At 34.9% G+C, this 23,708-nt stretch carries 20 protein-coding genes and 1 pseudogene; 11 read left to right on the forward strand and 10 right to left on the reverse strand.

Annotation, left to right across the window (positions count from 1 at the left end; translation table 11 throughout):
• The first annotated feature begins 101 nt into the window (after positions 1–101).
• The 5 genes from AC0J6S_RS12260 to AC0J6S_RS12280 all read left to right on the forward strand — a co-directional run bounded on the left by AC0J6S_RS12260 (position 102) and on the right by AC0J6S_RS12280 (position 5,242).
• Entirely contained in the window at positions 102–530 is a 429-nt protein-coding gene (locus tag AC0J6S_RS12260; protein WP_474954073.1) for a DUF2147 domain-containing protein, read from the forward strand.
• Between the two features lie 74 nt (positions 531–604).
• Positions 605–3,070 (forward strand): replication restart helicase PriA, encoded by a 2,466-nt coding sequence (gene priA, locus AC0J6S_RS12265; RefSeq protein ID WP_474954074.1) that lies wholly within the window; start codon positions 605–607, stop codon positions 3,068–3,070.
• An 84-nt stretch (positions 3,071–3,154) separates the two neighbouring features.
• On the forward strand, positions 3,155–4,009 hold the full coding sequence (locus AC0J6S_RS12270; RefSeq protein WP_474954075.1) for an NAD(P)H-hydrate dehydratase: 855 nt from the start codon (positions 3,155–3,157) through the stop codon (positions 4,007–4,009).
• Between the two features lie 77 nt (positions 4,010–4,086).
• Positions 4,087–4,881, forward strand: a complete 795-nt coding sequence (locus AC0J6S_RS12275; protein WP_474954076.1) for a HipA family kinase — start codon at positions 4,087–4,089, stop codon at positions 4,879–4,881.
• Positions 4,859–5,242 (forward strand): DUF3037 domain-containing protein, encoded by a 384-nt coding sequence (locus AC0J6S_RS12280; RefSeq protein ID WP_474954077.1) that lies wholly within the window; start codon positions 4,859–4,861, stop codon positions 5,240–5,242. Before AC0J6S_RS12275 ends, AC0J6S_RS12280 begins: the two co-directional genes overlap by 23 nt.
• 75 nt (positions 5,243–5,317) lie before the next feature.
• Here the strand turns inward: AC0J6S_RS12280 and AC0J6S_RS12285 are convergent, their stop codons facing one another.
• The 3 genes from AC0J6S_RS12285 to AC0J6S_RS12295 form a co-directional block, all read right to left on the reverse strand.
• Entirely contained in the window at positions 5,318–6,508 is a 1,191-nt protein-coding gene (locus AC0J6S_RS12285; protein ID WP_474954078.1) for a BaiN/RdsA family NAD(P)/FAD-dependent oxidoreductase, read from the reverse strand.
• Positions 6,509–7,185: 677 nt separating this feature from the next.
• Entirely contained in the window at positions 7,186–7,689 is a 504-nt protein-coding gene (locus AC0J6S_RS12290; protein WP_474954079.1) for an SRPBCC family protein, read from the reverse strand.
• 140 nt (positions 7,690–7,829) lie between these two features.
• Positions 7,830–8,339, reverse strand: a complete 510-nt coding sequence (locus tag AC0J6S_RS12295) for a GNAT family N-acetyltransferase (RefSeq protein WP_474954080.1) — start codon at positions 8,337–8,339, stop codon at positions 7,830–7,832.
• A 245-nt stretch (positions 8,340–8,584) separates the two neighbouring features.
• On the opposite strand from AC0J6S_RS12295, the gene AC0J6S_RS12300 reads away from it, so the two are divergent.
• The 3 genes from AC0J6S_RS12300 (at position 8,585) to AC0J6S_RS12310 (ending at position 10,400) form a co-directional block, all read left to right on the forward strand.
• Positions 8,585–8,872 (forward strand): lipid-binding SYLF domain-containing protein, encoded by a 288-nt coding sequence (locus AC0J6S_RS12300; protein ID WP_474954081.1) that lies wholly within the window; start codon positions 8,585–8,587, stop codon positions 8,870–8,872.
• Positions 8,873–9,115, forward strand: coding sequence for a YSC84-related protein (locus AC0J6S_RS12305; protein WP_474954082.1), 243 nt, complete (start codon positions 8,873–8,875; stop codon positions 9,113–9,115). It begins immediately after the preceding gene.
• 376 nt (positions 9,116–9,491) lie between these two features.
• Complete coding sequence (locus AC0J6S_RS12310; RefSeq protein WP_474954083.1) at positions 9,492–10,400, forward strand: SH3 domain-containing protein; 909 nt, start codon at positions 9,492–9,494, stop codon at positions 10,398–10,400.
• A gap of 107 nt (positions 10,401–10,507) precedes the next feature.
• Here the strand turns inward: AC0J6S_RS12310 and AC0J6S_RS12315 are convergent, their stop codons facing one another.
• From AC0J6S_RS12315 to thrA, 4 genes are all read right to left on the reverse strand, one after another.
• Positions 10,508–11,917 (reverse strand): hypothetical protein, encoded by a 1,410-nt coding sequence (locus AC0J6S_RS12315; protein WP_474954084.1) that lies wholly within the window; start codon positions 11,915–11,917, stop codon positions 10,508–10,510.
• Between the two features lie 460 nt (positions 11,918–12,377).
• Positions 12,378–13,667, reverse strand: a complete 1,290-nt coding sequence (gene thrC, locus AC0J6S_RS12320; RefSeq protein ID WP_474954085.1) for a threonine synthase — start codon at positions 13,665–13,667, stop codon at positions 12,378–12,380.
• A 137-nt stretch (positions 13,668–13,804) separates the two neighbouring features.
• Positions 13,805–14,725: a homoserine kinase gene (locus AC0J6S_RS12325; RefSeq protein ID WP_441740417.1), complete on the reverse strand. Its 921-nt coding sequence runs from the start codon at positions 14,723–14,725 to the stop codon at positions 13,805–13,807.
• Between the two features lie 84 nt (positions 14,726–14,809).
• Positions 14,810–17,257: a bifunctional aspartate kinase/homoserine dehydrogenase I gene (gene thrA, locus AC0J6S_RS12330; RefSeq protein ID WP_474954086.1), complete on the reverse strand. Its 2,448-nt coding sequence runs from the start codon at positions 17,255–17,257 to the stop codon at positions 14,810–14,812.
• Between the two features lie 713 nt (positions 17,258–17,970).
• Between thrA and hutH the strand changes: the two genes are divergently transcribed.
• The 3 genes from hutH to AC0J6S_RS12345 are packed head-to-tail and all read left to right on the forward strand — an operon-like array spanning position 17,971 to position 21,557.
• Complete coding sequence (gene hutH, locus AC0J6S_RS12335) at positions 17,971–19,485, forward strand: histidine ammonia-lyase (protein ID WP_474954087.1); 1,515 nt, start codon at positions 17,971–17,973, stop codon at positions 19,483–19,485.
• Between the two features lie 49 nt (positions 19,486–19,534).
• Positions 19,535–20,179 carry a DUF47 domain-containing protein gene (locus AC0J6S_RS12340; RefSeq protein ID WP_474954088.1) on the forward strand — a complete coding sequence of 215 codons (645 nt, stop codon included), beginning with the start codon at positions 19,535–19,537 and terminating at the stop codon, positions 20,177–20,179.
• 31 nt (positions 20,180–20,210) lie between these two features.
• Complete coding sequence (locus tag AC0J6S_RS12345; protein ID WP_474954089.1) at positions 20,211–21,557, forward strand: inorganic phosphate transporter; 1,347 nt, start codon at positions 20,211–20,213, stop codon at positions 21,555–21,557.
• Positions 21,558–21,627: 70 nt separating this feature from the next.
• On the opposite strand, the gene AC0J6S_RS12350 is transcribed toward AC0J6S_RS12345, so the two are convergent.
• The 3 genes and pseudogenes from AC0J6S_RS12350 to rimK form a co-directional block, all read right to left on the reverse strand.
• Positions 21,628–21,909 carry a GNAT family N-acetyltransferase gene (locus tag AC0J6S_RS12350; protein WP_474954090.1) on the reverse strand — a complete coding sequence of 94 codons (282 nt, stop codon included), beginning with the start codon at positions 21,907–21,909 and terminating at the stop codon, positions 21,628–21,630.
• A 72-nt stretch (positions 21,910–21,981) separates the two neighbouring features.
• Positions 21,982–22,116: pseudogene (locus AC0J6S_RS12355) on the reverse strand (DUF421 domain-containing protein); the annotation flags it as partial.
• 134 nt (positions 22,117–22,250) lie between these two features.
• Positions 22,251–23,633: a 30S ribosomal protein S6--L-glutamate ligase gene (rimK, locus tag AC0J6S_RS12360; RefSeq protein ID WP_474954091.1), complete on the reverse strand. Its 1,383-nt coding sequence runs from the start codon at positions 23,631–23,633 to the stop codon at positions 22,251–22,253.
• Positions 23,634–23,708: the final 75 nt, after the last annotated feature.

Genomic DNA, 23,708 nt, shown 5'->3' on the forward strand with positions numbered 1-23,708 from the left:
TCAAAATTAGGAGCTATTTCCTGCTATTCGTTACAATCTTTTCTTTTTTAAAGAAAAAAAGAAAAGGATTTCAACTACTATCAGGGCTAAAAAATAAAAAAATGAGAAATACAATTACAAGTTTGGCATTATTAGTTTCAATGACTTTTTATGCACAATCCAATAGCGTTATTGGGAAATGGAAAACTATCGATGACGAAACTGGAAAAGCTAAATCAATAGTAGAAATCTACGAGCGTTCCGGTAAAATTTATGGTAAAATTGTTGATATCATTGATGCCGAAAAGAAAAAAAGCTTATGTACAGCATGTTTAGGTGAGGAGAAAAATAAACCGGTTATGGGACTTGTTATCATCAAAGGACTTAAAAAAGATGGTAAAGAATACAACTCAGGAAAAATTTTGGATCCAACTTCTGGTAAATTATACAAATGCTTTATAGCTTTAGAAGGCAATGACAAGCTGAATGTAAGAGGCTATATTGGAGTTTCTTTATTTGGTAGAACACAAACTTGGAATAGAGTAAAATAATTAAAATATTAAGAGTTATGAGTTAAAGTACTACATAATCATAACTCAACCTCATAACTCTTAATTGATAATAAATGTATTTTGTAGAAGTAATTTTACCACTTTTCCTAGCCAAAACCTTTACATACAGTGTTTCCGAGACAGAATTTCATTACATCAAAAAAGGAATGCGGGTGGCGGTTCCCTTTGGGAAAAGTAAAATTTATACGGCTTTAGTTATTGAAATTCATCAAAACAAGCCCGCATTATACGAAGCCAAGGAAATTCATCAAATTCTCGATGAAAGACCTATTGTTACCGAAATCCAAATCGCACATTGGCAATGGATTGCTTCTTATTATATGTGTGCCATTGGGGATGTGTATCGTGGCGCCATGCCAAGTGCACTTTTGCTGGAAAGCGAAACCCTTATCTCTCAAAAAACCGATTCATTTATTGATACGAGCCTTCTTTCAGATGATGAGTTTTTGGTTTATGAAGCTTTGCAACAGCAAAATTCACTAAAAGTCCAAGATATTATTGCTATTTTAAATAAGAAAAATATTTTTCCTGTTATTCAAAAACTGGTCGATAAGAATATTTTGGTGCTTCAGGAGGAAATTCAAGAAAGCTACAAACCTAAGTTAGTTCGATACGTTCGTTTACATCCTAAATATGAATCCAATCAAGGCTTAAGTGAATTGTTGGAAACATTGAAAAATGCCAATAAACAAAAGGAAATCGTAATGCGTTATTTCCAATTGTGCGCTACAGAAAAGACCCAAGGCGTAGCTAAACCCATAACAGTTAAAAAATTAATTGAGGAAGCTAATTCTTCTGCTGCAATTGTAAAAGCTTTAATCGAAAAAGAAATATTCGAGGATTATTTTCTTCAGGAAGACCGAGTAAATTTCAACGGAAAAATTAACGAAGGCGAACTGCGATTAAGTGTGGATCAGCAAACGGCTTTCGACGAAATCAAAGAAAGTTTCACTCAAAAAGAAGTGTGTTTGTTGCATGGTGTAACTTCCAGTGGAAAGACCGAAATTTATATCAAACTCATCGAAGAATATTTGGAAACAGGAAAACAAATTCTTTATTTATTGCCGGAAATTGCATTAACGACTCAATTAGTGGGACGTTTAAGAGCGTATTTCGGAAATAAAGTGGCTGTTTTTCATTCGAAATACAACAATAATGAACGAGTCGAAGTTTGGAACCAAGTCTTGCAAAAATCGGAGAAAGCGCAAGTAGTAATAGGAGCGAGGTCGGCTTTGTTTTTGCCATTTTATGATTTGGGATTCATAATTGTAGACGAAGAGCATGAGCAAACCTTCAAGCAAGTAGATCCGGCTCCTCGATATCATGCGCGAGATGCGGCCATAGTTTTGGCTCATTCGCATAAAGCAAAAGTACTTTTGGGTTCGGCTACGCCAAGTATAGAAACGTATTTTAATGCCAAATCAGATAAATTTGGTTTAGTCGAAATTTCCAAGCGTTTTGGAAACGTGATGATGCCGAATATTGAATTGGTGGATTTGAAAGACAAATACTTTCGTAAAAAAATGACAGGACATTTCAGCGATGTTTTAATCGAAGAAATTACAAACGCATTGTCATTAGGAGAACAAGTAATTTTATTTCAAAACCGTAGAGGATATTCACCAGTTGTAGAGTGTATCACTTGCGGTCATGTACCACAATGCCAGCAATGTGATGTGAGTTTGACGTATCACAAACATAAAAATCAGTTGCGTTGTCATTATTGTGGGTACACTATGGCAAAACCTACGCATTGTCACGCGTGTTCCAGTGTTGATTTAACGACAAAAGGTTTTGGAACGGAACAAATCGAACAAGAATTGATTTCTATTTTTCCAAATTCAAAAATTGGGAGAATGGATCAAGATACTACTCGAGGAAAATATGGTTTCGAAAAAATCATTGATAGTTTTAAAAATAGAGAAATAGATATATTAGTTGGAACACAAATGCTGGCTAAAGGATTGGATTTTGATAATGTGAGTTTAGTGGGAATCATGAATGCTGATAACATGTTATTTCATCCTGATTTCAGAGCTTTTGAGAGAAGTTTCCAGATGATGACGCAAGTTGCTGGTAGAGCTGGACGTTCAGAAAAACAAGGAAAAGTAATCATACAAACCTATAATCCTAATCACAATACCATACAACAAATCACTAATAATGATTACTTGGGAATGTATAAAGAGCAATTATATGACCGACAAATTTATAAATACCCACCTTATTTCAGAATTATAAAGCTGACCTTGAAACAGCGTGATTTTGATAAGTTGAAGGAAGGTTCTATGTGGTTGTACCAAGTGATGAGCCAGAATCTTAATATGCCAGTATTAGGTCCGGAGGAGCCGGCAATCAGTAGAATTAGAAATGAATACATCCGTACGATTATTATCAAAATCCCTCAAAATGTGTCTATTGGAAACACAAAAAAAACGATTCAGAAAATGTTAAATAGTTTTGAGGCTGTTGCTCAATATAGAGCTATAAAAGTTACGCTAAATGTAGATTTCTATTGAGAAATTATGTCTTGGATATGAAAAGAATCAAAGGGAATTTCTATTTGAGATTTTAAATCCGTAATTTTAAACAAACAAATTTCCATGACAAATCCAATTTACATTGACCAAAAAGAAATCCTGAAATACTACAAAAAGCCTGATGAACATACGCACAAAGGAATTCAGGGACACGCTTTAATCATTGGCGGAAGTTATGGCAAAATAGGAGCAGTGAGTTTATCTTCCAAAGCTTGTTTGAAAACTGGTTGTGGATTAGTGACCGTTTTTATTCCAAAATGTGGCTACACTATTCTGCAGACCGCGATTCCCGAAATCATGGTTCTTACAGATATTCAAGACGCAATAATTTCAGAAATAACTTTTGATGTAGTACCGCAGGCCATCGGAATTGGTCCCGGTTTAGGCCAAGCCGTAGAAACCCAAAATGCGCTGTATCAATTTCTGAAAACAAATAGAATTCCGTTGGTTATAGACGCTGATGCATTGAATATCATCTCCAAAAACAAAAAATTATTAGTTTTACTACAACCCAAAACGGTTATTACGCCACATCCCAAAGAACTGGAACGACTTACAGGAAAATGGGATTCCGAAGAAGAAAAAATGAGTAAAGCAGTCTCTTTCTCCAAACAATATCAAATTATAATCGTAATGAAAGGCGCACCTACACGAATCATCGATGGTGAAACTGTCTATCAAAATACCACGGGAAATGCTGCGCTTGCAACCGCCGGAACTGGCGATGTTTTGACGGGAATGATTAGCAGTTTATTGGCGCAATCCTATGAACCTATTACTGCTGCAATTCTTGGAGTTTACCTTCACGGATTAACCGCAGATATTGCGCTGCCGGAAACCGGTTATCAATCGTTCATCGCTTCAGATGTGGTTGCGAATATTGGGAAAGCTTTTTTGAGTTTAGAAAAATTGGAGTAAATAACATTCCTAAATGAATTTTACACCACTTATTTGTAAGTTTGTATCCAAGCAAAATAGCTTCATCCAATTCGATTATGGAAAAAATACCCCATCTTAGAACCGTAAATGTTACGCGATACATCACTCCACTTCGGGAAGGAGGTTCTTTGCCTGCGCTCGCCGAAGCCGATGATGATTTTAAATATGTATTAAAATTTAAAGGTGCCGGGCACGGTGTAAAAGCCTTAATTGCCGAATTAATAGGAGGAGAAATAGCCCGTGTTTTAAACCTGAAAATGCCAGAACTTGTTTTCGCAAATCTTGACGAAGCTTTCGGACGCAGTGAAGCCGACGAAGAAATTCAGGACTTGCTTCAAGGGAGTCAGGGACTGAATTTAGCGTTACACTATTTATCGGGAGCCATAAATTTTGATCCTGTTGTTACTTTAGTGGAACCAAAACTGGCCTCGCAAATTGTTTGGTTAGATGCTTTTATTACAAACGTAGACAGAACGTTTAGAAACACGAATATGTTGATTTGGCATAAAGAGTTATGGCTAATCGATCATGGAGCAAGTCTATATTTTCATCATTCATGGACCAATTGGGAAAAGCACGCACAAAGTCCTTTTGCACTGATAAAAGATCATGTATTGTTGCCTCAGGCTTCGTTGATAATAGAAACTGATATAGCTTTCAAAAAAATATTGTCTGTTGATGTATTGCAAAATATTGTGAATCTGATTCCGGAAATTTGGCTCCATTGGGAAGACAGCGATGAAACTCCCGAAGCCATTCGGGATGTCTATTTTCAGTTTTTATCCACACGTTTGAACCATTCCGAAATTTTTATAAACGAAGCACAAAATGCAAGAGCAACACTTATATGAGTATGCCGTAATCCGGGTTGTGCCAAGGGTAGAACGCGAAGAATTCCTCAATGTGGGGATTATTCTCTTTTGTAAAAAAGCAAAATTCATAAGGGTTTTGTATTTGGTAAATGAAGCCAAACTCCAACTTTTTTCAGATGATTTGGATGTGAAACAACTGCATTTAAATGTACAGGCATTTGCAAAAGTGGCGCATGGCGAAAAAGCAGGTGGACCCATTGGGCAATTTGATATTCCATCGCGTTTTCGTTGGTTAACTGCATTGCGCAGTTCTGCCATTCAAACCTCAAGACCACATCCGGGTTTGTGTGATGATTTGGAACAAACAGCGCAACGTTTGTTCGAAGAAATGGTGTTATAAATAAATTTTAAACTATTGGAAAGTCATTTCGCAATCAAAATACTTTTTTGGAATCCACATTATAATCCATAAGATTTAAGGAATGCCGTTCAAGTGACGTGCAAGATGCATCCCCATACTGAAGCAAGCCTGAAGAAGATAGCCGCCAGTTGGCGCATCCCAGTCGAGCATTTCACCAATGCAATAAGTACGATTTTTGTTTTTTAGTTGGAAATTTTCACCCACAGCAATCAGTTGAATGCCTCCTGTTGTGGATATTGCATCGTTCAATAGTGCAGAACCAGTGATTTCTATACTTAATTTTTTTATGTTTTGTGACAATAATTCCGAATTCAAATAAGTTTCTTTGGAAAGGTATTTTTTCAACAGTCCAATCTGTGCAGGACTCAATTTAATTTCTTTTTGTAATGTTTCGCTCGTCTTTTTGAAAGTTGATTTTCTAATCTTGTCAAGTAAATCATCATAGCGTAAAGTTGGTTTCATATCTACGTAAATTATAGCTTTTTTATGGTTCTCCAATTCTTCCCGAATTTGTGGACTCAACGCATAAATAGCATTTCCCTCTAAACCGAAACGCGTAATAACTGCTTCTCCTTTTTGCCTTTTATTCAAACAGCTAATCGCAATATTTTTAAGTGGATTTCCTTCATGTTCTAAGATAAAATCTTCCGGCCAATCCACACGATACGCACAATTCGAAGATTGAAAAGGCGCAACAGGAATACTTTCATTTTTAAATAAATCAAGCCAAGAACCATCAGAACCGGTAACTTTCCAGCTCCCACCGCCCATGGCAAAAATGGTAAAGTCGGAATTTATTGTTGTATAGGTATTGAAGATTATATCATTTTCATTTGTCCAACCCTTCCAAGTATGTTGGTATTGAATCGCAACACCTTGCTTATCCAAAACATCCAGAATTGCGTTGAGCACCGTTATGGGCTTGATGCCACTTTCAGGATAAACCCGCTTGCTACTGCCAATATACGTTGGGATACCAATGGAATCAATCCACTGTCTAAAGTCGTTATTATCAAAATCAAGTAATGCTTTTTCCAGAAAATGAGGCGGTGTATAGCGCGCAATCAGTTCAGCAATGGGTTCCGAATGGGTGAGGTTGAATCCACCTTTTCCGGCCACCAGAAATTTCCTTCCCAGTGTTTTATTTTTCTCGTAAATGGTAACTTTGAATTTCTCACAATCTAATATTGCAGCAAGAATAAGCGCTGCGGGTCCTCCTCCAATAATTGAAACTGATTTTTTCACGCCACAAAAATAGGCTTTGTTTTAACTATAACTGATTTTATTGGAGTTTTATTAGGGTTTGGGCGTAACCCCAAAGCAGAAAATCCATTTTCCATTTACGTATCTGCAGCTTTGGGGTCGGGCTTTTGACTGTATCTTTCCTTTTTAAAGAAAAAAGGAAAGGATGCCGCCGCAATCCCTTACGCGAGCATCTCGAGTTTATTTGTCATTCCGACGAAGGAGGAATCTCAATAGCGAGAGCGACTGATAGAAATTATTTTACAAGAGAGCACATACTAAAGAAGGATAGTGTAATCTTTTTTAATTAGCTTTTCGTTTTTCGGAAGAAATCAGTTTTATTCTAGTAACTTCTTCATAATCCAAAGGTATTTTTATTGTTATAAAATCCATTGTAGACAAAGTACTATTGTCTAGTAATCTCTATTCATTAATACTTTCATCGAAATAAATCAGCAAATTATCAGCAGTAAATCCATCCTTTGTTTCAAACTAATCACTCGCTATTTTTGTTTTAATTTGTAATTCCCCCAAATCTTTAAACGTTGTCATAAAATTTATTTTAAGTTTGAATAACAAATATTATCATTAAAAAGCTCTTTAGAAATGTGTTTCCACCGTTACCAGAGATAAAGTCTATTTAAATATTTTTAATTTATGAAAAAGTATCATGCTAATCGCTAGATTTTCTTCTCTTCAAATAACATTTCCAATTGTTCTAAACATGCGGTAATGCCTTGTTCAAAACCCATTTCAATCATGGTTTCAATCTCTTTTTCATCGGAATAAAACATCTTGAATTCGACCAAAGTCCCCGATTCAGTTGTGGTAAAAACAATTATTCCTGTAGAAACCGGCAACGAAGTATTTATGTTTCCTTCTTCGTCACAAAAACTATCTTTAATTTCAAAACCTAAATATGGCGTTATGGATGTATAGTCCATACGTCCCCAATGTTTTTCATTTTCAGGACCCACCATGGCATACAACCAATAGCCACCAACAGAAAAGTCCATCGTTTTGGTTTCGGCTTTCCAAGGGTTTGGTGCCCACCATTGTTCTAATAATTCACTTTCCGTAAACGAACGCCAAACTTTTTCTAGTGCAGCAGAAAATGTTCTAGAAACCAAAATTGATTTTTCTTCTAAATCTTTTATAACGAGTGTTTTGGGAGTAGTTGCCATTTTATTTCGATTTAAGATTGATAATAGGAAAACTAATAGAGTGAAATTATTTATAGCTTTACTACTGGGAATTAAAAGGAATAAATAAAGTTAATTAATTTTATTTAAAAATATAATAAACTATAAATCAATTATTTGAATTAATAAATAATTTTTTCCATAACAACAAATTCCAAAGGTTCGTCCGAAATTGGAATATGAACATCGCTTGCCGGAAACGGTTCTCTAGAGCCAGTATCTTCATAACCGTTGCGCTTGTACCAAGCAATAAGTTCATCCCGAACGGAAATTACTGTCATTATGATTTTTGGCAATCCTAATTCCAAGGCATGAAGTTCTGCCTGCTGCAATAACTTTTTACCAACGCCACTGTTTTGTAATTCGGGTGAAACGGTCAGCATGCCTAAATACAATTCCTGCTCTTTCTCAACCAATAGTACACAACCTATAATTTGGTTGTTGTCCGTAAATTTCAGAACCGTATTTTTAGGATTCAGAATCGTTTCTGATAATTCTTCCTCAGTCGTTCGAAGTCCATCTAAAATATTAGCCTCAGTAGTCCATCCTTTTTTAGACGATTCTCCGCGGTACGCTGAATTGATTAAGGTGTTTAATTGCGAAACGTTCTCTAATGTTGCTTTTGTAATCATGTGAAGTTGTCTACTATTTTTGTGTTTTTCAAAGATAGAAAAAAGGAATAAACAATTACAGTTTCTACTGGTTCCAGTTTGTGTATGAATTAGTATAGGAATTGCTTTTTTTTTATTAATAAACTGAATTTTATCAGGAATGAATGAAATTTAAATAATTGAAAATCAATATTTTGTATTTTAAGTAAATAATTTTTTTTACCTTTAGATAAAGATATAAATTCAACATTTTAATAGTTAAAATTATGAAAAATCTAAATAGTATTTTGGTGATGATGGTGGTTTTTACATTAAATACAGCACCAATATTTGGGCAAACGACCGCTAAAAAGAATAAAATTATTGCTGATAGCGAAACAGCAAAATCTGAATTTATTAAAAGTGATCCGCTGATGAAGGCACTTTTTGATAAAGCGTACGGTTATGTCATCTTTCCTAATGTTGGAAAAGGCGGACTTGGAATAGGTGGAGCAGCGGGTAACGGAGTCGTTTATGAACAGAGTAAGAGAGTGGGTATGGCCAAGTTATCGTAAGTGAGCATAGGATTTCAAGCGGGAGGACAAGCGTATCGGGAAGTTATATTTTTTGAATCCAAAAATAAAATGGACCGGTTTAAAGAAAGCCGTTTCGAGTTTTCCGCACAAGCTTCAGCGGTAGCGGTAACCGAGGGTGCCTCCGCAAATGTAAAATACACCGATGGCGTTGATGGTGTTTACCATGCAAAAAGGCGGACTCATGTACGAGGCATCAGTTGGCGGACAAAAGTTTACCTTTAATAAATTGTGATAAAAACCAAAACGGTTGAGAAAATTTTCTCAGCCGTTTTGGTTTTTTAATGAGGAAATATATTATTAAATCATTTCATTTCTAATACATTGTACTTTTTGAACACATATTTCCAAAGCCTGAAGAGTATTTGTGTTCTAGGTTATACCTTTGAATCCAATATCAAAAACACTTTCAATTCCTTCTAAATCTTAATGTTTATACTCCCTTTTTCTTCATACCAAATAGTACTTCTTATTGCTGCTTGGTGCTGTTGTTTTTTAGAATTAGTTTAAAAAAAAACTAAAAAATAATGGTTTCTTGCGGTGCTTTCTTGGTTGTTTTTAGTATTTTGGCTCAAAAATCATTTGTAATTAACTGATTAATATGAAATATAGAGTCGCTATACCGTCATTAAATTTAAGAGATTTTCCCTCCACGCAGGATAATTCCAAAATTTTAATACAGATACCTTTTAGACATACCGTTAAATTAATTGAGAAAACAGCATCAGATTGGTGGAAAGTTAAACTATTGAATACTGAAAAAGAGGGATTTGTGTTGTCACAAGATATTGAGCTTGTTGATGAAACCAACCAAAAAAGTATGGATATTGAGGTGCCCAATTTTGAGCCAGGTGCTAAAGCAAGTTTGGACAGTAAAGAGGAAACATACAAACCTATTGGCGATCCTTCAATTCCGTTTAGAGATTTAACAAATCTTGAGTCTAAACTTACGTCAATTCAAAACATCATCAAGGCGCTAGATGTTTCAAAAAGTTTCCGATATCAGAAAGACGCGTCGGATACTTACTGTAATATTTATACTTTTGATTATTGTTTTTTTGCCAAGGTCTATATCCCAAGATTGAGGTGGACTGATACCGCAATCGAGCAACTGCAGAAAGGGAACGAAGTAGCATTGGTTTTTGATGAAACGGTCAGACCTTTTTATTCCAATTATATCTATGATTGGTTTTTACAATCGGGAAGTGAGTTTGGTTGGGAAAAAATCGATGATGTTGATGAACTTCAAAAAAAAGTAAATGCTACCGGAGGAGTAGGAATCATTTGTGCGAAAAGATTTATCCAGAATAAATCTGGACATATTGTAGTGGTCGTTCCAGAAACGGATACTGATAAAGCCTTTAGGAAAGACGGCAAAGTCATTTATCCGTTACAGTCTCAAGCAGGAGCGGATAATTATAATTATTTTTCTGAAATCAGAAAAGATTGGTGGAACAATAAAGATCCGGAAAAAGGATATGCGTCTGCAATCTTTTTTTACCATGAGTAGTTAAAAAAAATCGTATAAATAAATACCCTTCTCGCAGACTACTGTCAACAAGAAGGGTAATTATATAGGGCTTATTCTAAAAAGAGACCTTGTATTTGTGACGCCCCTTATTTTTTTATTAGTAAAGAACTACAAAAGCCTTTTTCATAATAGGTAGCATGTAAACTGCTGAATATTTGATTGTAAATTTCTAAAGGATCGTTCGATTCTATGGTGATAGATAATATGTTTTCTAAAAGGTCTATGAATTTTGATGGTACATGCGTTTCTTTGCCATGAATAATAGATTCGTAGACAAAGTTATTCCATTCTAAATCGCAAATCGGATTTTCGATTTCGTTTAACAGGGCATGATCCATAATAAAAACAAGAAAATTCAAAACCTCCTGTAGGTGTATTTCGTCGAAATAATCAAATATTCGAAACTCAATGCCATGATTTTTGTGCTTGTGAAAATTGATGTCAAGCCCAATTTTATCAATTTTTTCATAATCTGATATTTCAGAATAACGGTTCACCCACCACAACGGATTATCATGCATTGGATGTTCATCAAAATTCATCTGGACAATTTTTCCGGTTTTCATCTCATTAGTGTCATACGTTCCTACCCCGATGTATCTTGACATTGCACATCGTTGTGATGCTTTTGTTAAATTTACGCTGCTGTCATTATGCGATAAATAATCAGAAGAACCGAATTTTATCATAAACAATGGACTCAGCCATTGGAATAAGCGAATTGCTCTCTGGTGTTTTTTTATAAAACCTATTTTGTCCTTAATTTCACCTTCATTATTTAACTCAGTCGGAATAGTTAAATTGAAGTGATAGGTCATATTATTAAAAACAGAATAATTACTGTTGTTTGAAATAAATATGGCAAAAGGATGGTTTTTAGAACATATTTTTATGGCACCAAATTCCGTAAAGATTTTATCTTTATCAAAGGCGCTTTGCAAGTTGTTTATGAAACCTTGTTTTATTGTTGCTAGCTCAGCAATGGCGGAATCAATATCTGTTTTGTAAAATTTTTGCGTAACAAATTCAACTGTGTCGCCGTCAAAAATAAATTCTTTTTGAAGCTCGTCTATAAAATAAGGATTGTTTTTTTGTAATATTTCAAAGATACTTTCCCCTGAATATTCAGGATTTGGTTCATTATCTATGGGATCAAAAGTCTTATGCTGGTTGTTAATGTCCGTTTTTGTAAACGAATGAGAGTTCATTAATACCGGCAAAAAATATTCGTTATCTGATAATATTTTTAGTAATGAATTCTGGTAAATGTTTTCTTTGTAATTCTTAAAATGATTAACACTATATTTTTCATGAAGTCCTCTAGTTAATAAGAAGTTTTTGTCTACCACACGATGGTTTTCAAACTCTAAATAACATTCATTTTCGATTCCTACGCCCCAATACAAATCATTTGACTTATATTGATTTCTGTAATCTTTATGCTTATCCAATAATTCAATTTCAAAACTAACAGCATTCATGCTATGATCCATCATAAATTTTTTCTTCTTCTTTTAATAAATTATGTTGATATGGGAAGCTACTTTATCAGGTAGATTTTTAAGTATTTTTTAATCTGTTGATATTAGTTAAGATTCAAACAGTTTCTTAAATACTTAGTTGTTTTTTTAATGGGGTTCAGGTTTGTTTTTTTACTCTCAAATAACCTGAATAGAGACAACTCAATTTTTTTGCAAAATTAAGTATAATTTAAATCATATTCAAGCTATATTTTCAGATCTGGAATTTTATTTTTTTGTGGTGGAATTTATTTTTTAGCTTCTCTGTAAATTACTCATAATTATATATTTAAAATGGAAGTCTAAAATGCGTAGAATTGTTTTGTAGTTCCAAAATACAAGTTTGGGATCACTTTAAAAACAGATTTATTTTGGTACAAAAAAACGACTAAAATTGTATTCTTAGTCGTTTTTTATTGGTTTAGACAGACATTTTTTATCCCAAAAATGCTTTCAATTCCTCGTAAGTTTTAATTTTTGTACTCACTTTTTCCTTTCCTAAAACGCTTTCAATTTGGGTTGGAATCGGTAATTTTACGTTTAATGCTGGTTCCACCGTATCTAAAAACTTAATTGGATGGGCAGTTTCTAAGAAAATACCAATTGCATTTGTATGGTTTTGTAATTCTTTTTTCAATCCTAAATAACCAACAGCTCCGTGCGGTTCTGCAATGTAACCGTTGGTATTGTAAATGGTTTTCATGGCTTCAATCGTTTCTGCATCAGAGAATGTAAACGAAGAAAAATCTTTTTTGAATTGCTCCAAATCATTGTCATACATTTCCTGAATTCGGATAAAATTACTTGGATTTCCCACATCCATCGCATTCGAAATCGTCGCTTTTGAAGGTTTCGGGTCATAAATTCCGTTTTCTAAAAATCTCGGAACGGTATCATTCACATTCGTGGAAGCGACAAAATGTTCGATAGGCAATCCCATCTTTTTGGCAATAATTCCCGCGCAAATATTCCCAAAATTCCCACTTGGGCAAGAGAAAACTAACGGTTTGTTTTGTTTTTTTAATACTTTGTATGCAAAGAAAAAATAAAACATTTGTGGCAACCAGCGTGCAATATTTATCGAATTCGCCGAAGTCAGGTTTTTATGTTTTAGACTTTCGTCCAAGAACGCTTTTTTGACCATATCCTGACAATCATCAAAAACGCCGTTCACTTCAAGCGCTTTAATATTTTGTCCCAAAGTGGTCAATTGTCGTTCCTGAATATCGCTCACTTTCCCAGACGGATAAAGGATAATCACTTCAACGCCTTTTACACCAAGGAAACCGCTGGCCACAGCACCTCCAGTATCGCCGGAAGTCGCTACCAAGACTGTGTTTTTACTGTCTTTGTTATCTTTATTAAAATACCCCAAACAACGAGACATGAATCGCGCGCCTACGTCTTTGAAAGCCATCGTTGGGCCATGAAACAATTCAAGGGAATAAATGTCTTTTTCAACTTCGACAAGCGGGAAATCAAAACATAAGGTTTCAGCAATGATTTGTTTTAAAGTGTCTGCGGGAATTTCGTTACCCACAAATTGTTGAATTGCTTCAAAAGCAATTTCTTCATTGCTTAAATTTTCGATTTTATCAAAGAAATCAGAAGCTAAAGGGGTTATGGTTTCCGGGAAATACAATCCTTTATCATTAGCTAATCCCTGTATTACGGCTTCTTTAAAAGAAACTTTGGGTGCGTCATGGTTTAAACTGTAATATTTCATTGTGTTTAGTAATTGTAGAATCCCCACCCCAACCCTCCCCAAAGGGAAGGGAGGCGAAACTGGATTCAGTATGTGTTGTTGTAATTTTAAAATCAATAATCGTATTCCTTTTATTCCCCCTTCGGGGGTTAATGGGATTATATTATTTTCATCCCTTCGTCATTCACTTTTGATACGTGAATTTCATAGGGTAAATTCATTTCGTCGTACACGACGCTCATGGCTTTTGCAATTTTATCAGCGGTTTCCTTTCCTTTGCTTAAAGCAAAAATTGAAGGACCTGAACCTGATATTCCGGAACCTAAAGCTCCGTTTTCGTAGGCTGTTTTTTTGATTAAATCAAATCCGGGAATCAAAACACTACGCAACGGTTCCACGATTTCGTCATGCAACGAACGCCCGATTAAATCGTAATCTTTAGTGTATAATCCGGCAATTAATCCGCCCACATTTCCCCATTGTGTTATCGCACTTTTCAAGGAAACGGTTTGTTTTAATACCGAACGCGCATCGGAAGTTTTCAACTCAATTTGAGGATGAACCACGGTTGCGTACAATTCGGATGGGCTTTCTATTTTGATAATATCCAAAGGATTTGAACTTCTTACTAATGTAAAACCACCCAAAAGAGCAGGAGCAACGTTATCGGCATGGGCGTTTCCACTGGCTAATTTTTCGCCTTGCATCGCAAATAAAACTAATTCTTTTCGGGTAAATGGCCTTCCCAGTAATTCATTGATTCCAAAAACTGCTCCCGCTGAACTCGCGGCACTGCTTCCAATTCCGCTTCCGGCTTTGATGTTTTTGTAGATTTCAATTTCGAATCCAAATTCGGTTTCTACAGCTTCTAACATCGCCAAAGCAGATACTCCGGCAACATTTTTTTCGGTTTCGAAAGGTAAGTCGGCACCCACAATTTTAGTGATGCGAATCCCTTTTACATCTGATTTCCGAATAATCATTTCGTCACCGGCAGTTTCTAAACAAAGCCCCAAGACATCAAATCCGCAGGAAAGATTGGCGATTGTTGCGGGGCAAAATATTTTTATTTCGTTCATGTTGTTTTGTTTCAGGTTTAAAGTTTAAAGTTGTTACCAGTTCTTGAACTTGAAACTTTAAACAAAGAAAACTTTAAACTAATTTTATATGTTACCAATTCTAATCACATCAGCAAAAATTCCGGAAGCAGTAACTGCAGCTCCGGCGCCGGCACCTTTTATCAATAAAGGTTGGTCCACATAACGATCGGTGAAGAATAATACAATGTTGTCTTTTCCTTCCAAATTGTAAAACGGATGGTCTTTCGGAATGAATCTTAAACCAACGTTTGCTTTTCCATTTTCGAATTGTGCTACGTATTTCAAACGAGATTCTTTGTTTAAAGCTTCTTTATAAATAGTTTCAAAATGAGCTGCATTAGTTTGTAAGGATTCGAAAAACGCTTCATTTGAAGTCGTATCTAAACATTCTGCAGGCATGAACGATTCGTTAGTGATTTCGTCAATTTCCATTTTGTAGCCACTTTCACGAATCAAGATTAATATCTTTCTGGCAACATCAATTCCGCTCAAATCTATCTTTGGATCCGGCTCTGTAAATCCTTGTACACCAGCTTCTTTAACGACATTATGAAAAGTGTTGTTTTCATCGAAATTATTAAAGATAAAGTTCAGACTTCCAGATAATACGGCTTGAATTTTATTGACTTTATCGCCCGAAGCAACTAGGTTTTTTACCGTATCGATGATTGGTAATCCAGCTCCCACATTCGTTTCAAAAAGGAAAGGAGCGTTGAATTGTTGCGATAATTTTTTCAGTTTTTTATAATTATCATATTCGGAGGCGCAGGCAATTTTGTTGCAGGTTACCACCGCAATGTTTCTTTTTAAAAACTGTTCGTAGGTTTTAGACACGCTTTCATTTGCAGTAATATCCACAAAAATACTGTTGCGTAAATTGAGTTGTTTTACATTATTAATAAACTGTTCTTTATCCGCAGGTTCTCCTGTTTCTAATGCAAATTGCCAATCTTTTAAGGAGATTCCATCTTCATCGAAATACATTTTTCGGGAATTTGACAACGCAATAACACGCAGGTTTATTTTCAGATTGTCTTTTAGGAATTTCTTTTGTTGGTGAATTTGCTCGATGAATTTCTCACCCACATTTCCAACACCCATTACAAATAGGTTTAATTGTTTTGTGTTTTCCTCGAAAAAGTTTTCGTGTAGTGAATTTAATGCTTTTTTTACATCTCTTTCATTGATTACTGCCGAAATATTTCTTTCGGAAGCACCTTGAGCAATCGCTCGAATGTTGACGTTATTTTTACCCAAAGTACTGAACATTCTACCGCTCAAACCTTGATGATTTTTCATGTTTTCGCCAACTAAAGCAATGATGCACAGATTTTTTTCGACGATACAAGGTTCTACTTTATTTTGTAAAATTTCTACTTCAAACGCTTTGTTAATGGCATCTTCTGCCACATCAGCATCTGAATTTAGAATTCCGATACAAATAGAATGTTCAGATGAGGCTTGAGTGATGAAAATTACATTGATATTTTTATTAGACAATACTTCAAAAAGTCTTTTTGAGGAACCGGAAACACCAATCATTCCAGAGCCTTCAAGTGTAATCAATGTGATTGCATCAATATGTGTAATTCCTTTTACGGGATTAGATTGCGCAAAAACCTGATTGGATATATATGTTCCTTCAGCTGCTGGTTCAAAAGTATTTTTGATCAGAATTGGAATATTCTTTCTCAACACCGGTTGAATTGTTGGTGGATATAAAACTTTGGCACCAAAATGAGATAACTCCATCGCTTCCTGATATGAAATGTAGGCGATAGGTTGTGCTTGTTTTACAATTTTTGGATTAGCAGTAAACATTCCGTTGACGTCAGTCCAAATCTCCAAGTCATTTGAATCAAGAGCGCCTGCAAGAATAGCGGCAGTATAATCTGATCCTCCTCGTCCTAAAGTAGTATTGATTCCGTCAAGCGAAGCAGCTATAAACCCGGGCATCACTACCACCTGATTCTCATTCGAAGCAAAAAAATCAACAATTAACTCATTGGAAACATCAAAATTTACGACAGCTTTTCCAAAATGGTTGTTGGTTTTTATCAATTCACGGCTGTCTTTATAACTGCTGTTTTTTAGGTTTTGTTTTAACGCTTCTGCGATGATATACGAAGACAGTAATTCGCCAAAACTCAAAATTGTATCCGAAGTTCGAGGAGATAATTCGCCTAAAAGGTAACAGCCATCCAGTAAAGTTTCCAGGTGATTGACGATTCTTTTGATGTGGCTCAAAAGACTGCTTTGTTCGCTTACGGGAATAAGTTCTTTTAAAGCATCTAAATGTTTTTTCTCGATTTCGGAAAGAATATCTTTGAAGCTTTCGTCTCCGGCAGCCGCTTTTTGGGAGGCAAGTTGAAGCAAGTCAGTGATTTTACTGAAAGCAGAAACCACAACGATTAAATTTTCTTCTCTGGCTTTGTCACTAACGATGTCTAAAACCAGTTTTATATTTTGTGCATTGGCAACCGAAGTTCCGCCAAATTTTAATACTTTCATATCAAGTTATTTTAAATGTAATGATAAATCGCTATTTAGTTCTTGCAGGCGATTTAATGGTGTGTGTTGTTTTTTTTTTTGAAAATGCAATGTTTATTATATACCCAAGGACTTTCTTCCTTCCGAAAAAAAATATAATAAATAGGATTATATGTAGATTGTTTACCCCAAAGGGGTAGTTGTAGTTGTTGTAGTAAACGTAACAGCAGTACCAATCCAGATTTGAGTTGTTATCGAAGAGTGATATGTAGCTTTATTGTTTACCATTTTGATATTCCAAAAGTACAGCTTTTTATAAAAAGCAGTGCCTTAAATTTTGTTTTTGCGAATATTTGAAAATATTCGATACTATTTGAGGATTGTGAAATATTGTATGGTTTATCAAGTCCTTGATGAAGCTATTCTTATAAATCAGCAATTTTTTTAAATTGGTTAAGCACGCAAGTATGTTTTTTATTGAATCAAAAAGATGTAATTCACTCTTAATTGCAGTCAAAACAGGGAAAACCAGTTTATTAATTTGTACACTCACCTTTGTTTTTTAGTAAAGGCCGTGAAAAGTGATAATTTAAATTAGTGTTTTGCACTCGTATAAGAATATTTACATGAAATCTAATTTTTTGTTTTGTTTAACGAGTATGTTTAAATTATTAGCAATAAATGTTGTGTAATCATAAAGATTTATTCAATTTTACCTTTTAAACACTATCAAAATGGATAATACGCATTACATTAGTACTGAATTACTTAGTCTGGAAACATTAGGTGAAATTGTTTCGCATCATAAATCATTGTCTTTGTCTGATGAGGCGAAAATAAATATTCAAAAATGTCGTGATTATTTAGACAAAAAAATGGCTTCGCAGTCAGATCCTATTTATGGGATAAATACGGGTTTCGGATCACTTTGTAATGTAAAAATATCCAACGAGAACTTGTCAAAATTGCAAGAGAATTTAGTGAAATCACATTCTTGCGGGACAGGCGAGGAAGTGCCAACTGAAATTGTGAAACTGATGTTGTTGCTTAAAATTCAATCGTTAAGTTATGGTCATTCCGGAATTCAATTACAAACGGTTGAACGATTGATTGCTTTTTATAATAATGACATTCTACCGGTAATTTACACGCAAGGTTCGCTGGGAGCTTCAGGAGATTTGGCTCCTTTGGCGCATTTATCATTGCCGTTGTTGGGAGAAGGCGAGGTGTATTTTAAAGGAAAAAAAGTACATTCCAGCGAAGTTTTGAAACATTTTGATTGGGAACCGATTGTTTTGCAGTCAAAAGAAGGATTGGCTTTGTTGAACGGAACGCAATTTATGAGTGCTTATGGAGCGCATATTTTAATGAAAGTCAGCAAATTTTCTTATTTGGCTGATTTGATAGGAACAATTTCTCTCGAAGGTTTTGATGGAAGAATTGAACCTGTCAACGAATTGATCCATTTTATTAGACCTCACAAAGGACAAATTGTAACAGCCAACCGCATAAAAGGATTTTTAGAAGGAAGTGAAATTATCGAGCAGCCCAAAAATCATGTTCAGGATCCCTATTCGTTCCGATGCATGCCGCAAGTTCATGGCGCTTCAAAAGACGCGATTGATTATGTGAAAAAAGTGTTTAAAACAGAAATCAATTCGGTGACGGATAATCCAAATATTTTTATTGAAAGCGACCAAATCATTTCTGGCGGGAATTTTCACGGACAACCTTTAGCTTTAGCCTTAGATTTTATGGCGATTGCATTGGCCGAATTGGGAAGTGTTTCTGAGCGAAGAACGTATCAATTGATTTCAGGAACTAGAAATCTTCCTGCATTTTTAGTAGACAATCCCGGTTTGAATTCTGGTTTGATGATTCCGCAATATACAGCGGCAAGTATTGCGAGCCAAAATAAGCAATTGGCAACTCCCGCCAGTGTGGATAGTATAGTTTCCAGCAACGGGCAGGAAGATCATGTCAGTATGGGCGCAAATGCTGCTACCAAAGCATTACGCGTTTTGGATAATCTGGAACGCATTTTAGCTATCGAATTAATGAGTGCTTCCCAAGCTATTGAATACAGACGGCCATTACAATCCAGTGATTTTATTGAAATGTTTTTAAACGCATATCGCGAAGAAGTTCCTTTGATTAAAGAAGACCGAATATTGCATTATGATATTGAAAAGACGGTCTCTTTTTTGAACACTTTTCAAATAGAAAACGATTTGTTAATGTTAGCTTAACATTAGCGGTAAATAATGAAGTAATTTTGCCGGACTAAATTTTAATAAAATGAATATAAATAATTTTTTCCAATTTTTGGTTCCTAAAGACAAGAAATTTTTTCCACTCTTTGAAGAAGCATCAAGTAATTTAATTGAAATTGCTATAAATTTGCATGATGCAGTAAACCTTCCGTTGAAAGAGCGTGAAGTTCTCTTTCAGAAAATTGATGTTCTAGAGCAAAAAGGGGAGGATATAACGCGTCAAACTAACCTTGAATTGAGCAGAAATTTTATCACTCCATTTGATAGAGAAGATATTTATTCATTAATAAGTTCTATAGACAATGTTGCCGGAAATCTTCACGGCGCAGCAAGTAGAATGAGATTGTATCAAGTCGATAAAATTACAAAATCTATCAGAAAATTGACTGAAATTAATCTTGAAGCGTGTCAGAACATTGATATTGCAATAAGAGAATTGAGAGATTTGAAAAAAATGAAAAACATCACTGATGCTTGTCTTCGAATTAATAAATTGGAAAATAAATCAGACAATGTTTATGATAAAGCAGTTCTTGATTTGTTTGAAAATGAAACAGATGCAAAAAACATTATCAAGTACAAGGAAGTATTATCAGTTTTAGAAACTGCAACTGATAAATGTAAAAGTGTAGCTAGTGTTTTAGAATCTATTTCTGTAAAACACTCTTAATTCAATCGGTTTTATTCTGAAATTATAATTTATGGAATTTACATTACTTATAGTTATTATAGTGCTGGCTTTGATCTTTGATTATATTAATGGTTTTCATGATGCTGCCAATGCTATAGCAACCGTTGTTGCCACAAAAGTATTAAGCCCTTTTCAAGCAGTTGTTTGGGCAGCTTTTTTTAACTTTTTAGCCTACTGGGTTTTTGGTTTTGGTGTAGCGGATACGGTAGCAAAAACAGCCAATACTTTAGAAATTGATTTAGTTGTAATTCTCGCTGGAGTAATAGCTGCGATTATTTGGAATTTGTTCACATGGTGGCAAGGGATTCCATCCAGTTCTTCACATACTCTTATTGGAGGATTTGCTGGAGCAGCCATTGCGCATGCTATTGCTGTCCATGGTTTTTTTGGATATGCAGTAATTGAAGGAACAGAAGTTCATACCGCATATTGGTATGATACTGTAAACTGGTATACAGCAGGAAAAAATGGAGGATTTCCTTCTGGAGTCTTAATCATTATTGCTTTCATTGTTTTGGCTCCTTTAATCGGTGCTTTAATGTCATATTTAATATCTATTTGGCTTCTTAATGCTTCGAAAAGAAGTATCTATCCAAAAATCTTTACAGTTGGATTAATGCTGTTAACTATTTGGTTTGTGGAAAGTCAAATGGTGTACTTTGATGAAATCAAGAAACCACGTTTCGACTCACAGTTTTGGAGTGTTGTTTTTGAGTCACACAATATTAAGTGGTTTTTAGTTGCATTTATTATACTTTCAATAAGTTCTTTTTGTCTGATTTTTAGCAGTTTAAATCTTCATCAGTCAACATATTGGTTAAAGAAAATGCAATTGTTATCATCAGCTGCTTTTAGTTTAGGGCATGGTGGGAATGACTCTCAAAAAGTGATGGGTATTATAGCTGCGGCCGTAACAGTTTACATTCAAACTAGTGGTATTGCACAGGAAAGTTTACCAGACTGGTTAGATGTAGTTCTTCCGGATGAGAATGGAGCTTTCAAAATGCCAGACTGGATTCCGTTAGCGTGTTATTCTGCAATTGCTGCCGGTACTTTAAGTGGTGGTTGGAAAATCGTAAAAACGATGGGTTCAAAAATCACAAAAGTAACTTCTTTTGAAGGTGTTGCTGCGGAAACTGCAGGGGCATTGACTTTATATTTTACGGAGCATTTTAAAGTTCCCGTAAGTACGACGCATACTATTACTGGATCTATAATTGGAGTAGGACTTACTAAAAGAGTTTCTGCAGTACGCTGGGGAATGACAGTAAGTTTGTTGTGGGCTTGGGTTTTAACTATTCCAATTTCAGCAATATTAGCGGCAATCATCTACTATATTTTTAATATTTTTATTTAATGCTAAAATTACAATCATAAAAAAAACCATTCTTCAAGAATGGTTTTTTTATGCTCTAAAATTAAGTTTTTTACAAAAGTACATCCTGAATTTCTTTAGTTTTATCAAATAAGCTTTTCGCAAAAGAACATGTGGGTATAATCTTCAAATTATTTTCTCGGGCATATTGTACGGCTTCCAACACCATTTTTTTGCCCACGCTTTGTCCGGTAAAATCTGGATTTACTTCGGTGTGGTCAATGATAAATGTATTAGTTCCCGACCATGTATATGCCATTTTTCCAATTTCTTCCTTGTGTACCACCGCTTTAAAATAGCCACTTTTAGTTTCGTTTAAATGTTCAATTGTCATTAATTTCTAATTTAATTTTGTTACTATTTAGATAAAAGGGATTTAGTTAATTCAACTTAGTCTTTTGGAAAAACCTCCCCATAAACTAGTGTCGTTAACTACCATTGCATTTTGAAAAGAGTTGTTGATGAGCAGAATCAATATTACATCAGCGGTGTTCAGTTGTGACAATTCTTTTTTGCCAAAAAGGCGTAAAGCGATAACCATAAAAAAATAAACGGCACTACTGCGGAGAATAATCGCAAAGTACTAGTTCATTTTTTAGGTTTATTACATTTTGTTATAATATTAGATTCTCAGTAATTCCATATGTTGCACTTGCAGAAGTACAGAATAATTGATTATTTCAATTCAGCTTTTTGTTTGAAATTTTTTTCAATTGCTTTAATCATTTCTCCTGCAATATCTTTATTTGTTGCACCTTCAATGCCTTCTAATCCAGGTGATGAATTTACTTCCAGTAACAATGGTCCTTTCGCAGAACGAATAATATCAACTCCTGCTACTTTCAGATCCATAGCTTTCGTAGCTTTTATGGCAATACGTTTTTCTTCTGCGGTTACCTTTATAACTGATGCTGTTCCTCCAAGATGAATGTTGGCTCTAAATTCACCAGGCATCGCTTCACGCTGAATTGCAGCTACTACTTTTCCGTCAATTACAAAACAACGGATGTCTTTTCCATTAGCTTCCTTGATGAATTCCTGAACTAATATATTGGCATTTAAACTTTTGAAAGCATTAATAACACTTTCTGCGGCCTTTTTTGTTTCTGCTAATACGACTCCTTTTCCTTGGGTTCCTTCAAGTAATTTTACGATTAAAGGAGAACCTCCAACCATTTTTATCAAGTCATCGGTATCCAAAGGAGAATTGGCAAAACCAGTCGTAGGAATTTCTACACCATGATTTAGCAGTAATTGCAAAGAATATAATTTATCGCGTGATTGTGTAATGGCATTTGATGAATTCAAACAATATACCTTTAAAGCTTCAAATTGTCGTGTCAATGCGCATCCGTAAAAAGTGATACTTGGTCTGATTCTAGGAATAATCGCATCAAATTGATTTAAAATTTTACCGCCACGATAATGGATTTCCGGTGTTTTCGCATCCAACTTCATGTAACATTCCTTGATGTTTAGAAAGTGCATTTCGTGACCACGCATTTCACCAGCTTCCATAATACGCTTGTTGCTGTACAATTCAGGATTACTGGCTAAAAGTCCAATACGTAAACCGGAAGTTGCTTTTTCAGAATTTTTATATAACTCTTTTAAAGTGTCTGTTGTGGGTTGTCCCAAAAGGTATTTTTGTTCTGGATCAACCAAAACTCTTCCGCTCATGGCTTCACGTCCCAAAAGCATTCTGAAACCCATAGAATCTCGATTGGTCAATGTCATTTCTATTGGCCACTGAGAACTTCCAATTTGTAGATTTGTTTGAATAACATAGCGTTGCTCTCTAAATCCACTGGAACTTTTAACAATCCGTTTATCAATTAATGGTGCTTCACAATGGATTACCGTTTTTAGATTATTTTGTATCGGATTAATGTCAAATTTTACCCAGTTGCTTTCATTTTTAATGAATGGAGCAATGTTTATAGCATGTAGAGCAGATGTTTTTGCGCCCGAGTCCACTCGGGCTTTTATAGTGGGAATTCCTAGTTCTGGAAAAGAACACCATTCCTCACTACCTAGAATAACTTTATTATCTGACATAAATTAATTTTATTAAATCTTTTTTTAAAACTCAAATGTAAATATTTGTTTTTAAAAAAAAGGGTATTTGCCGTA

The organism is Flavobacterium sp. TS_SC_5, from assembly GCF_056156265.1.